Genomic DNA, 11,813 nt, shown 5'->3' on the forward strand with positions numbered 1-11,813 from the left:
GCACCGGCGGATAGCCTCCGGGGATGACCTCTGCCCGTACGACGCACCGCGCCGTCGTGCGCTCGCGACGGCAGGTCTCCGAGCACCTGCTCCGGCTCGAGCTCACCACCGACGGGACGCTGGCCTCGACCGGCGTCGCCGACGAGTGGCTGGCCCTGACGGTGCCCGGGCAGTTCCAGACGCGCTACTACACGGTCCGCTCGCTCGAGGGTGACGACCTGGTGCTCGACGTGGTCGTCCACGACGAGGGCCTGGTGACCGGTTGGGCGCAGACCGACTGCGTCGGCGACGAGGTCGGCCTCGGGGCGCCCAAGGGCTCCTTCGAGCTGCCGCCCGACGCCGGCTGGGTGGTGCTGGCCGGTGACCTGACGGCGTTGCCCGCGATGGCCCGGATCGCCTCCTCGGTCGCCGGCTCGCTCCCGCTGACGGTGCACGCCGAGACGCCCGACGGGCCGCTGCCCGACTACCTCGGTGTCGAGGCCACCTGGCACCACGCCGAGCCGGGCAGCAGCGAGCTCGCCCGCACCGTCGCCGGCCTGGACTGGCCCGACGGCCCGGGCTACTTCTGGATGGCCGGGGAGTCCGCGCAGATGCGCGACATCCGGCGTCACGTGCGTCGGGACCTCGGGTGGGACTCCAAGCACCACGAGGTGATGGGCTACTGGAGCGGCAGCCGCGGTCGTCAGGCGCGGCGCGTCGACCCCGGTCCGCTCTACGCCCGCGGCCGCGCGGCTGGCAAGACCGACGAGCAGATCTGGGCCGAGTACGACGAGAGCAGGGACCGAGCATGACCACCCCACCCACCGCACCCCCCGAGGGCGCGGCACCGCACCGGTCGGGGTTCGCCTGCTTCGTCGGCCGCCCCAACGCCGGCAAGTCGACGCTGACCAACGCGATCGTCGGCACCAAGGTGGCGATCACCTCCTCCAAGCCGCAGACCACCCGCACCGTCGTGCGCGGCATCGTGCACCGGCCCGACGCGCAGCTCGTGCTCGTCGACACCCCCGGGCTGCACAAGCCCCGCACGCTGCTGGGCGAGCGGCTCAACGACCTGGTCGTCACCACGTGGGCCGAGGTCGACGTGGTGGCCGTCTGCTTCCCGGCCGACCAGAAGCCGGGTCCCGGCGACCGGTTCCTGGTCGACGAGCTGGCCAAGGTCCGGCGTACGACGAAGTTCGCGATCGCCACCAAGACCGACCTCGTCACGCCCGAGCAGCTCGGCCAGCACCTGCTGGCCATCGACCGCCTCGGTCGCGAGACCGGCACCGAGTGGGCCGAGATCGTGCCCGTCTCGGCCGTCAACGGCGACCAGGTGCAGCTGCTGGCCGACCTGCTGGTGCAGCGGCTGCCCGAGGGGCCGCAGCTCTACCCCGACGGCGACCTGACCGACGCACCCGAGGAGGCGATCGTCGCGGAGCTGATCCGCGAGGCCGCGCTCGAGGGCGTGCGCGACGAGCTGCCGCACTCGATCGCGGTCGTGGTCGAGGAGATGGGCCTGCGCGAGGGTCGCCCCGCGGACAAGCCGCTGCTGGAGATCCACGCCAACCTGTTCGTGGAGCGCTCCTCCCAGAAGGGCATCGTGATCGGCCACAAGGGCTCGCGCCTGAAGGAGGTGGGCACCGCCGCCCGCCACCAGATCACCGCGATGCTCGGCACCCCGGTCTACCTCGACCTGCACGTCAAGATCGCCAAGGACTGGCAGCGCGACCCCAAGCAGCTGCGCCGGCTCGGCTTCTAGAGGCGCCCCCCGGGGCGGGGTGGCGGCGTCGGTGGCGGCCGGTAGCGTCGCCGCGTGACCGCCACGACCGCTCCCACCTGGGAGGAGCTCTACGACGCGCGTGCCCGCGCGCGGTGGGTCGAGGAGCCGGCCAAGCGGGTCAGCGCGCCCGAGCGGACGCCCTTCGAGCGCGACCGGGCACGGGTCGTCCACGCCGCGTCGCTGCGCCGGCTCGCGGCCAAGACGCAGGTGCTCGGGCCCGGCACCGACGACTTCGTCCGCAACCGGCTGACCCACAGCCTCGAGGTGGCCCAGGTCGCGCGCGACCTCGCCCACCCGCTGGGGTGCCACCCCGACCTCGCCGAGACCGCGGCGCTGGCCCACGACCTCGGGCACCCGCCGTTCGGCCACAACGGCGAGACCGTGCTCGACGAGCTCGGCGCCGCGGCCGGCGGCTTCGAGGGCAACGCCCAGACGCTGCGCATCCTGACCCGGCTGGAGGCCAAGTCCTTCGCCGCCGACGGCCGCTCGGTGGGGCTCAACCTGACCCGCGCGACGCTCGACGCCTGCACCAAGTACCCCTGGACCCGCTCCGACGCCCCGACCGACCGCCCCGGCAAGTTCGGCGTCTACGACGACGACCGGGCCGTCTTCGGGTGGCTGCGCGAGGGGGTCGGCGGCGCCCGCCGCGCGGTCGAGGCGCAGGTGATGGACGTCGCCGACGACATCGCCTACTCCGTGCACGACCTCGAGGACGGCGTCGTGCTGGGCGGCATCGACCTGGCGCTGCTCGACGACCCGGGGGAGCGGGCCGCGGTCTTCGCCACGGTGCGCGAGCTCTACCTGCCCGACGTCGACGAGGCGGCGCTCGAGGAGGCCCTGGGGCGGGTGCGCTCGGTCGGCTCGTGGCCCGGCACGGCGTACGACGGGTGCCGGCGGGCGCTGGCGTCGCTGAAGAACCTCACCAGCGACCTCATCGGGGTCTTCTGCGGCGAGGTCCACCGCGCGACCGTCGAGCGGCACGGCCCCGGGCCGCTGGCGCGCCACCGCGCCGACCTGGTGGTGCCCGACGGGACGCTCGCCGAGGTCTCGGTGCTCAAGGGGGTCGCGGCCCACTACGTCATGCGCTCGGCGGCCCGGCTGGGCGTGATGGAGCGTCAGCGCGAGCTGGTCGGCGAGCTCCACGAGGCGCTCGCCCGCCGCGGCGAGGACGCGCTCGACCCGGCGCACGCGGCGGACTTCCGCGACGCGGCCGACGACCACGGCCGCACCCGGGTCCTGCTCGACCAGCTGGCCAGCCTCACCGACGCCTCGGCGGTCGCCTGGCACGCGCGGCTGTGCCGTTGACCCGGGGCACCCGCCCGCTCGCGCGCCGCGCGAGGATGGGGCCATGAGCGATCGTCTGGTCTGGCTGCCCTTCGACCCCGCCGAGCTGGGGGAGCTGCCCGAGGGGCTGCGCTACGAGCACGTCGACCCCGACAGCGACGAGGTGCCGGCGAGCGTCGAGGAGGTGACGTTCGTGGTGATGCACTACCGGTTCAGCAGGTCCGACGGCGAGCTGCTGGCCCGGATGCCGCGCCTGGAGGTCCTGCAGACCCAGACGGCCGGGGTCGAGCACGTCCGCCCCTACCTGCCCGAGGGCGTCACGATGTGCAACGGTCGGGGCATCCACGACACCTCGACCGCCGAGCTCGCCCTGACCCTGACGCTGGCCTCGCTGCGCGGGATCCCCGGGTTCGTCCGTGCGCAGGACCGCGGCGCCTGGGCGGCCGAGCGCCGGGAGTCGCTGGCCGACAAGACGGTGCTGATCGTGGGCTACGGCCAGATCGGTGCCGCCATCGAGGAGCGGGTCCGCGCCTTCGAGGCAGACGTGGTGCGGGTCGCCCGCAGCGCCCGGGACGGCGTCCACCCCATCGGCGACCTGCCCTCGCTGCTGCCGTCCGCGGACGTCGTGATCGTCGTGGTGCCCGGCACCGAGGAGACCGTCGGCCTCTTCGACGCGGCCATGCTGGCCCGGATGCGCGACGGCGCCCTGCTGGTCAACGTCGCCCGCGGCCCCGTCGTCGACACCGACGCGCTCCTCGCCGAGCTCACCAGCGGCCGCCTGCACGCCGGCCTCGACGTCACCGACCCCGAGCCGCTGCCCGAGGGACACCCCCTGTGGGACGCCCCCGGCCTGCTGCTCACCCCGCACGTCGGCGGCGCCAGCAGCGCCATGCAGCCCCGCGCCCGCCGGCTCGTCCGCGAGCAGCTCGAGCGGTACGCCGCCGGCGACGACCTCGCCAACGTGGTGACGGGCGACTACTAGGCGGTTTCTCCCCGGCGCGGTTCCGGAGGGGCCCCGGCTGTTCCAGCGCCCCCGGCGGAGCGCTGGTCGGAGAGCGAGGGTGCGCACGGGGACCGGGCCCGGTCGCGGGTGCTTCTCGGCGTACGTCGCCCCGCGGGCCGCTGCGCCGGAGAGCCTGTCGCTGCGCGGGGGTCGTGGTCCCGGCGCAGTGCCGGTCTCCCAGGCCACCTTGGGAGACCGTCGACCCGACCCGACCCACCCGAGACCCACGACAAGCAAGGACCGACCCGGCACAGCCGGGTCGGTCCTCGCGTCGAGCAGGTCGAGCAGGTGGTGCGTCAGCTCAGGGCAGGTCGCCCTTCGGGCCGGTGTCCTCGCCGGCGCGCAGGCGCTCGGGGTTGAGCTCACCGTCGGCCTTGCTCTCCGAGGCCGCACCCGTGGGGGTGGAGGTGGAGACCACGCCGGTGGGGCCCGAGGTGGAGGAGGACGAGGAGCTGACCTTGTCCTTGGCCGCACCCGAGGCGTCCTTGGCGGCGTCGGCGGCGGAGCTCGCGGTGTCGGCGACCTTCTCCTTCACCAGCGGGGCCTTCTCGCGGGCGAGGTCGGCGGCCTGGTGCGCCTTCTCCTGCACGCGGGGGTCGTTCTTGACCTTCTCGTAGGACTGACGGAGCTGCTCGTAGCGCTCGCGTCCGGCCTTGGCGCCGAGCACGTAGCCGACGCCTCCTGCGGCCAGGACTACCAACTTGCCGATCATGGGGTTCCCTCCTTCTGCTCCCGGTGGGGAGCGTCTGTGGCGGCCGACGCGTCGTCGCGCTGGCCCGCCTCGCGCCGGATCTTGCGCCCGATCGCGGCGTCCTTGTCACGCTGCTTGCGCAGCTTCTTGATGTTGCGGGTGTCGCGCGGGGGCAGCTGCAGGTCCTCCTCGGCGGGCAGACCGGCCTGCAGCTGACGCCCCCGCTCCAGCTCGGAGTCGAGCTCGGCGCCGAAGAGCAGCGCCAGGTTGGTGATCCACACGAACAGCAGCGCCACGATGACCGAGGCGGCTGCGCCGTAGGTCTTGCTGTAGTTGGCGAACGTCGCCAGGTAGAGACCGAAGGCGACCGAGGCGACGATCCAGATGCCGATGGCCGCCGCGGCGCCCACCGAGATCCACTTGAACTTCGGCTGCTGGATGTTGGGGGTGACGTAGTAGAGCAGGCCCACCAGCACCACGACCATGACCAGCACGAGGGGCCACTTCACGATCGCGAAGGTGGTCACGGCCGCGTCGCCGAGGCCCACCACGTTGCCGATCGACTGCAGGATCGGCCCGGAGACCACCAGCAGCACGAGGACCGTCGCGGCGAGGAGGACCGAGACGAAGGTCAGCAGCAGCATCACGGGGCGGAGCTTCCAGAACGGACGCCCCTCCTCGATCTCGTAGATCTTGTTCATCGCCCGGCTGAACGCGCCGACGTAGCCCGAGGCGGACCACAGCGCGGCGACCAGACCGACGACGAGGCCGACGCCGGCGGCGTCGGACTGGGCCACCGAGGTCAGGAACGGCTCGATCGTGCCGAGGATCTGCGAGGACACGAGCGGGCGCAGGATCTTGAGCACGTTGTCGACCGCCGCGGCCGGGTCCGCGAAGACGCCGATCGTCGAGATGAGCGCGATCGCGGCCGGGAAGACGGCCAGCACGGCGTAGTAGGTCAGCGCCGCCGCGAGGTCGGTGCACTGGTCCTCGGTGAACTCGTGCAGCGTCTTGCGCAGCACGAAGCCCCACGACTGCTTGTGCAGGTCGGTGGGCGACTCGGGCTTGTCCTCGTGGGAGGCCCCCTCGGGGGTCGCGGTCGAGACGTCGTCGCTGCTGCGGCGTACGTCGGCCCCGCTCAACGCCGGCTCCGCCAGGCGATGATCAGCAGCGCGAGCAGGACGCCGGCCGCGGCGCCTGCACCGGCACCGAGGAGCGCGGGCTCGGGGGAGCCGTCGTCGGTCGTGGCGCGGTTCTTCACGTCGGCGACCTTGTGCTTGGCCTGGGCCTTGACGTCGAGCTTCTGGGTCAGCTGGTCGACGGTGCCGGCCAGCTGCTCGCGCTGCCGCTCGATGTCGGCCTGGATCTCCTGGGGGGTCTGGCTCATGCGCGCTGTCCCTTCACGGTGGCGATGTCGTCCTTGAGGCCCTGCTGGGCCTTCTCGGGGGCGAGCGGGGTGGCCTGCTGGACCTTGCCCTTGCCGGTGAGGGCGAGGATCCCTGCGATGGCGAAGAGCACGACCGCGACGATCAGGGCGGCGAGCCAGCCGTCGAGCACGAGGCTGAGCGCGAGGACGGCAGTGGCGACGAGGGTGCCGAAGCCGAAGAAGGCGAGCAGCCCGGCGGCGCTGAACATGCCGATGCCGACGCCGACCTTCTTGCCCTTCTGGGCCAGCTCGGCCTGGGCGAGGCGCATCTCGGAGCGGATCAGCTCGGGCACCTGGGTGGTCAGCTGGTTGACCAGGGCGCCCAGCGTGGGGTCGGCTCCCTGGCGGGGGTCGTGGGTCTGGGTGGTGGGCACCGCTGTGGAGCCCGACTGGTCGGTCATGGGTGTCCCGTAGCCCGTTTGCCCCCCGCTCAAACCCCGGACGCCCCCGCCACGGCCGGGGCGGGGTGTCGGCCGGCCCCCGTAGACTCCGCGTCGTGGCAGGGCGGATCAAGGACGAGGACATCGCGGAGGTCCGCGAGAAGACCCGCATCGACGACGTCGTCGCCTCCTACGTCACGCTCCGCAACGCCGGCGGCGGTTCGATGAAGGGTCTGTGCCCCTTCCACGACGAGAAGTCCGCCTCGTTCCACGTCACCCCTTCCCGCGGCTTCTACCACTGCTTCGGCTGCGGTGCCGGTGGCGACGTCATCAACTTCGTGATGGAGATGGACGGCCTCTCCTTCAGCGAGACCGTCGAGCGGCTGGCCGAGAAGGTCGGCATCCAGCTCCGCTACGAGGAGGGTGGCCCGGCCCGCCCCAAGGGTGGCCCGCAGCGGCCCCGGCTGGTGGAGGCCCACAAGGTCACCGCCCAGTGGTACGCCGAGCAGCTCGCCACCCCCGCCGCGCTCCAGGCCCGCCAGTTCCTCGACTCCCGCGGGTTCGATGCCGAGGCGGCCGCCCACTTCGGGGTGGGCTTCTCCCCGCGCGGCGGCGAGGACCTCTACCGCCACCTGCACCAGCTGGGCTTCACCGACGACGAGGTGGTCACCGCCGGGCTGGTCGGCCGGGGGCGCGGCCTCTACGACCGGTTCCGCGGCCGGTTGATGTGGCCGATCCGCGACAGCAGCGGCGACGTGATCGGCTTCGGCGCCCGACGCATCTTCGACGACGACCGCATCGAGGCGAAGTACCTCAACACCCCCGAGACGCCGATCTACAAGAAGAGCCAGGTCCTCTACGGCATCGACCTGGCCCGCCGCGAGATCGCCCGCTCGAGCCAGGCCGTGATCGTCGAGGGCTACACCGACGTGATGGCCTGCCACCTCGCCGGGGTCAAGACGGCCGTGGCGACCTGCGGCACCGCGTTCGGCGACGACCACGCCCGCGTCGTACGCCGGCTGCTGCACGACCACGACGACTTCCGCGGCGAGGTGATCTTCACCTTCGACGGCGACGAGGCCGGTCAGAAGGCCGCGCTGCGCGCCTTCGAGGGTGACCAGGTCTTCGCCGGGCAGACCTACGTCGCCGTCGAGCCGACCGGCATGGACCCCTGCGACCTGCGGCTGAAGTCCGGTGACGCCGAGGTGCGCGAGCTGGTGGCCCGCCGGGTGCCGCTCTACCGCTTCGTGCTGGCCAACGTGGTGCAGCGCTACGACCTGGACCGCGCCGACGGCCGCATCGACGCGATGCGCGAGGCGGCCAAGCTGGTGACGGCGATCCGCGACCGCTCCAAGGTCGACGCCTTCGCCCGCGAGCTGGCCGGCATGCTCGGCATCGAGCCGGCAGACGTGCAGCGCGCCGTGCGCACCGCCGCCTCCCGCGGCTCGGCCCCCGCCGACGTCGCGCCGCGGCAGGCCCAGGCCGACCTGCCCGACCCCCGCGACCCGCGGCTCTACCTCGAGCGCGAGGTCCTCAAGCTCGTGGTGCAGCACCCCACGTCGGTCCGCAGCACCGCCGGCGACGTCGACGGCACCGACTTCACCCACGGCGCCTACCGCGCGCTCTGGGCGGCCGTGAGCGCCGTCGGGGGGCTCGCCGCCGCCGACGCCCAGTGGGCCGCCCGGCTGCGCGACGGCGTCGAGGACGAGCGGCTCAAGACGCTGGTCAGCCAGCTCGCCGTCGAGCCGTTGCGCGCCACCGAGCCCGACGCGGCCTACGTCGCCCAGCACGTCCACCGGCTGCGCGAGCTGACCGCCCAGCGGCGCATCGCCGAGCTCAAGTCCAAGCTGCAGCGCACCAACCCCGTCGAGCACGCCGCCGACTACAACCGGATGTTCGGTGAGCTGGTTGCCCTCGAGCAGCACCGCCGCGGCCTGCGCGAGAAAGCGCTGGAGAGCCAGTGAGCCCGACCTGGCACCTGCCGTGGTCCTCCCGCGACCCCGGGGCCGCCGCGCCGCCCGCCGAGGTGCTCGCCCGGGCCGGCCTGCCCCGGGGCGAGAAGGTGCTGGCCGCGGCCACGACCGCCGACGGCACCTGGCTGCTCGGCACCCGCGAGCGGCTCGTGCTGGTCGAGGAGCGCGGCATGACCTGGTTGGCCTGGGAGCGCGTCGAGGACGCCGCCTGGGACAGCGAGGCCGGTCGGCTGCGCCTGCGCGGGGTCGGCGACTACGGCCGTCGGCGTCCCGAGTGGTCCTGGGAGATGGAGGAGCCGCCGCTGCTCCTGCAGCTGCTGCGCGAGCGCGTGACGGCCAGCATCGTGCTCCAGCGCAAGGTCCCCGTGCGCGCCGGCCAGGGCGTCACCGTCATCGCCCGCCGCAGTCCGGTGGGGGGCCCGGTGGCCTGGATGCACGGCTACGACGCCGGCCTGGACCCCGACGACCCCGAGGTGCAGGCGGTCGCCGACCTGGCCCTCGCGCAGGCCCGGTCCGAGCTCGGCGAGGCCGCCGACGGCACCTCGCTGACCGACCGCGTCGAGCGGCCCGGCCCGATTTAGCGTGCGCGGTCGTGGGTTGCTAGGGTTTGCGGGCGCGATCCCCTGTAGCTCAATTGGCAGAGCATTCGACTGTTAATCGGAGGGTTGTTGGTTCGAGTCCAACCGGGGGAGCACAGCAGCGAAGGCCCTGATCCACTGCGGATCAGGGCCTTCGTCGTACGCCGGGGGAGCCGGCCAGACGACCGGGCTCAGTCGCCCCAGCCCATCGGGAAGACCTCGAAGGGCGCGGCCAGCGCCACCCCGAGCCGCTGTCCGGTGGGCCGGGCCATCCCCTCGAGGAACTCCCGGGCGTCCCAGTCGGCCCAGCCGAGCCCGTCGATGTAGGCGCCGTGGGCCTCCAGCGAGGCCACCCCGGCGTCGAAGGTGTCGGTGGTGTCGACGGCGTGGGTGGACTCCGGCGAGCCGAACGCCCACACCTCGCGGACGCCGCCCCAGGGCTCGAGGTCCCCGCCCTGGCCGGTCAGCTGCTCGCCGAAGACCCAGCGGTTGCCGGCGTCGCGCACCGCGTCGACGACCGCGCGGCCCACCGCGACGTGGTCGGCCTGGTTGAGGTTGCGGCCGCCCCAGGTCTCGCGGAAGTTGCCGGTGACGACGACGTCGGGCCGGTGCCGGCGGACCTGCTCGGCCAGCAGGCGGCGCAGCGGCACGCCGTACTCCAGGACCCCGTCGGGCTGGTGCAGGAAGTCCACGACGTCGACCCCGACGATGCGGCCCGACTCGACCTGCTCGGCCTCGCGGACGGCGCGGCAGTCGCCGGGCGCCAGCGCGTCGATGCCGGCCTCGCCGCTGGTCACCATGGTGTAGCCGACCCACTTGCCCTGCCCGGTCCAGCGGGCGACCGCGGCGGCCGCCCCGAACTCCATGTCGTCGGGGTGGGCCACGATGCACAGCGCCCGCTCCCAGGTCTCGTCGAGGGGCTCCAGGGGTGTGGGACGGTCCATGTCCCGACGCTAGTGGCTGGCTCCGGGTGCGCAAGGGCACAGTCGGTCTGGTAAACGCGGCCCCGGCGGGGCACTACGCTTGGCCGGTGAACGAGAGCATCGAAGCAGTGGACGGCCTGAGGTTCGACGAGCTGGGTCTGGACCCCCGGGTGGAGAAGGTCCTCAAGGACGTCGGTTACGAGAGCCCCTCGGCGATCCAGGCGCAGGCGATCCCCCCGCTCCTCGACGGCCAGCACGTCGTGGGCCTGGCCCAGACCGGCACCGGCAAGACCGCGGCCTTCGCGCTGCCGATCCTCTCGCGCATCGACGTGAGCGAGGCCTCCCCGCAGGTGCTGGTGCTCGCGCCCACCCGTGAGCTGGCGCTGCAGGTCTCCGAGGCGTTCGGCCGCTACGCCGCCCACATCAAGGGCCTGCACGTGCTCCCGGTCTACGGCGGCCAGGGCTACGGCGTCCAGCTGTCCGCGCTGCGTCGGGGCGTGCACGTCGTCGTCGGTACGCCGGGCCGCGTGATGGACCACCTCGAGAAGGGCACCCTCGACCTCAGCGGGCTGCGATTCGTCGTGCTCGACGAGGCCGACGAGATGCTCAACATGGGCTTCGCCGAGGACGTCGAGACGATCTTGGCCCGCACCCCCGAGGGCAAGCAGCTGGCGCTGTTCAGCGCGACGATGCCCTCGCAGATCCGCCGCATCATCAAGCGCTACGCGCCGGGCGCCACCGAGATCACGGTGAAGAGCTCCTCGGGCACCGCCACCAACGTGACGCAGCGCTACCTCAAGGTGCCGCACCCGCGGAAGATCGACGCCCTCACGCGCATCCTCGAGGTCGAGAACTTCGACGGCATGATCATCTTCGTCCGCACCAAGCACGCCACCGAGGAGCTCGCCGAGCGGCTCCGCGCCCGCGGGTTCGCCGCCCAGGCGATCAACGGCGACGTCGCCCAGGTGCAGCGCGAGCGCACCATCGACCAGCTGCGCAAGGGCAAGCTCGACATCCTCGTCGCCACCGACGTCGCGGCCCGTGGCCTGGACGTCGAGCGGATCAGCCACGTCGTCAACTACGACATCCCCACCGACACCGAGTCCTACGTCCACCGCATCGGACGCACGGGTCGCGCCGGGCGCAGCGGCGACGCGATCTCCTTCATCACCCCGCGCGAGAACTACCTGCTGCGCTCGATCGAGAAGGCCAACCGCACCACGCTGGTCCAGATGCAGCTCCCGACCGTGGAGGACGTCAACGCCTTCCGGGTCACCAAGTTCACCCAGGCGATCACGCAGGCGCTCGGCGACAGCCAGCTCGGCGTCTTCCGCGAGCTGGTGGAGTCCTACGCCTCCGAGCACGACGTCCCCGTCGCCGACGTGGCCGCCGCGATCGCGGTCCTCGCCCAGGACGGCGAGCCGCTGTTCGTCGAGGACGTCCCCGAGGTGACCCCCGAGCGCCGCGAGCGTCGCGAGAGCGGCAGCAACCTGGTGCCGTGGAAGATCCAGGTCGGCAAGCGCCACCGCGTCGAGCCGCGCATGATCGTCGGCGCGCTGGCCAACGAGGGCGGCCTGAAGCGCTCGGACTTCGGCCGCATCGACATCAAGCCGGCCTTCACCGTCGTCGAGCTCCCCGCCGACCTGTCGCAGGAGACGCTCGCCAAGCTCTCGGAGACTCGCATCTCCGGGGTGCTCATCGACCTCCAGCCCGACCGCGGCCCCCGGCGCCCCTCCGGCCCGCCCCGCAAGCACGACGGCGCGCCCCACAAGAAGCCGCGCCACAAGGGCTGAGCA

12 protein-coding genes and 1 tRNA gene are annotated in these 11,813 nt (G+C 73.0%); 8 read left to right on the plus strand and 5 right to left on the minus strand.

What is annotated here, in order from left to right; all coding sequences use genetic code 11:
- Positions 1–23 precede the first annotated feature (23 nt).
- From EDD33_RS05725 to EDD33_RS05740, 4 genes are read left to right on the plus strand one after another with little or no spacing between them, the layout of a single operon-like run.
- Positions 24–791 (plus strand): siderophore-interacting protein, encoded by a 768-nt coding sequence (locus EDD33_RS05725; RefSeq protein WP_123389483.1) that lies wholly within the window; start codon positions 24–26, stop codon positions 789–791.
- A complete protein-coding gene (gene era, locus EDD33_RS05730; RefSeq protein WP_123389484.1) occupies positions 788–1,738 on the plus strand; it encodes a GTPase Era in 951 nt (316 codons plus the stop codon). The genes EDD33_RS05725 and era overlap by 4 nt, the downstream gene beginning before the upstream one ends.
- A gap of 54 nt (positions 1,739–1,792) precedes the next feature.
- Positions 1,793–3,064 carry a deoxyguanosinetriphosphate triphosphohydrolase gene (locus EDD33_RS05735; protein ID WP_123389485.1) on the plus strand — a complete coding sequence of 424 codons (1,272 nt, stop codon included), beginning with the start codon at positions 1,793–1,795 and terminating at the stop codon, positions 3,062–3,064.
- 43 nt (positions 3,065–3,107) lie between these two features.
- Positions 3,108–4,025, plus strand: a complete 918-nt coding sequence (locus tag EDD33_RS05740) for a 2-hydroxyacid dehydrogenase (RefSeq protein WP_123389486.1) — start codon at positions 3,108–3,110, stop codon at positions 4,023–4,025.
- Between the two features lie 322 nt (positions 4,026–4,347).
- Here EDD33_RS05740 and EDD33_RS05745 read toward each other — a convergent pair whose 3' ends face one another.
- The 4 genes from EDD33_RS05745 to EDD33_RS05760 are packed head-to-tail and all read right to left on the minus strand — an operon-like array spanning position 4,348 to position 6,564.
- Complete coding sequence (locus EDD33_RS05745) at positions 4,348–4,758, minus strand: hypothetical protein (protein WP_123389487.1); 411 nt, start codon at positions 4,756–4,758, stop codon at positions 4,348–4,350.
- Positions 4,755–5,879, minus strand: coding sequence for a YihY/virulence factor BrkB family protein (locus EDD33_RS05750; protein WP_123389488.1), 1,125 nt, complete (start codon positions 5,877–5,879; stop codon positions 4,755–4,757). Before EDD33_RS05750 ends, EDD33_RS05745 begins: the two co-directional genes overlap by 4 nt.
- Positions 5,876–6,124 (minus strand): DUF3618 domain-containing protein, encoded by a 249-nt coding sequence (locus tag EDD33_RS05755; RefSeq protein WP_123389489.1) that lies wholly within the window; start codon positions 6,122–6,124, stop codon positions 5,876–5,878. Before EDD33_RS05755 ends, EDD33_RS05750 begins: the two co-directional genes overlap by 4 nt.
- Positions 6,121–6,564, minus strand: coding sequence for a phage holin family protein (locus tag EDD33_RS05760; protein WP_123389490.1), 444 nt, complete (start codon positions 6,562–6,564; stop codon positions 6,121–6,123). Before EDD33_RS05760 ends, EDD33_RS05755 begins: the two co-directional genes overlap by 4 nt.
- 95 nt (positions 6,565–6,659) lie before the next feature.
- Here EDD33_RS05760 and dnaG point away from each other — a divergent pair, with 95 nt between their 5' ends.
- The 3 genes from dnaG (at position 6,660) to EDD33_RS05775 (ending at position 9,208) form a co-directional block, all read left to right on the plus strand.
- A complete protein-coding gene (gene dnaG / locus EDD33_RS05765; RefSeq protein WP_123389491.1) occupies positions 6,660–8,507 on the plus strand; it encodes a DNA primase in 1,848 nt (615 codons plus the stop codon).
- A complete protein-coding gene (locus EDD33_RS05770) occupies positions 8,504–9,097 on the plus strand; it encodes a hypothetical protein (RefSeq protein WP_123389492.1) in 594 nt (197 codons plus the stop codon). Before dnaG ends, EDD33_RS05770 begins: the two co-directional genes overlap by 4 nt.
- Before the next feature lie 38 nt (positions 9,098–9,135).
- Positions 9,136–9,208: transfer RNA gene (locus EDD33_RS05775), tRNA-Asn, on the plus strand.
- A gap of 77 nt (positions 9,209–9,285) precedes the next feature.
- Here EDD33_RS05775 and EDD33_RS05780 read toward each other — a convergent pair.
- The gene (locus tag EDD33_RS05780; RefSeq protein ID WP_123389493.1) at positions 9,286–10,038 is read right to left on the minus strand and encodes a PIG-L deacetylase family protein; all 753 of its coding nucleotides are present in this window, start codon (positions 10,036–10,038) and stop codon (positions 9,286–9,288) included.
- Positions 10,039–10,124: 86 nt separating this feature from the next.
- Here EDD33_RS05780 and EDD33_RS05785 point away from each other — a divergent pair, with 86 nt between their 5' ends.
- Positions 10,125–11,810 (plus strand): DEAD/DEAH box helicase, encoded by a 1,686-nt coding sequence (locus tag EDD33_RS05785; RefSeq protein ID WP_123389494.1) that lies wholly within the window; start codon positions 10,125–10,127, stop codon positions 11,808–11,810.
- Positions 11,811–11,813: the final 3 nt, after the last annotated feature.

The organism is Nocardioides aurantiacus (assembly GCF_003752505.1).
In the GTDB taxonomy this organism is placed as follows: domain Bacteria; phylum Actinomycetota; class Actinomycetes; order Propionibacteriales; family Nocardioidaceae; genus Marmoricola; species Marmoricola aurantiacus.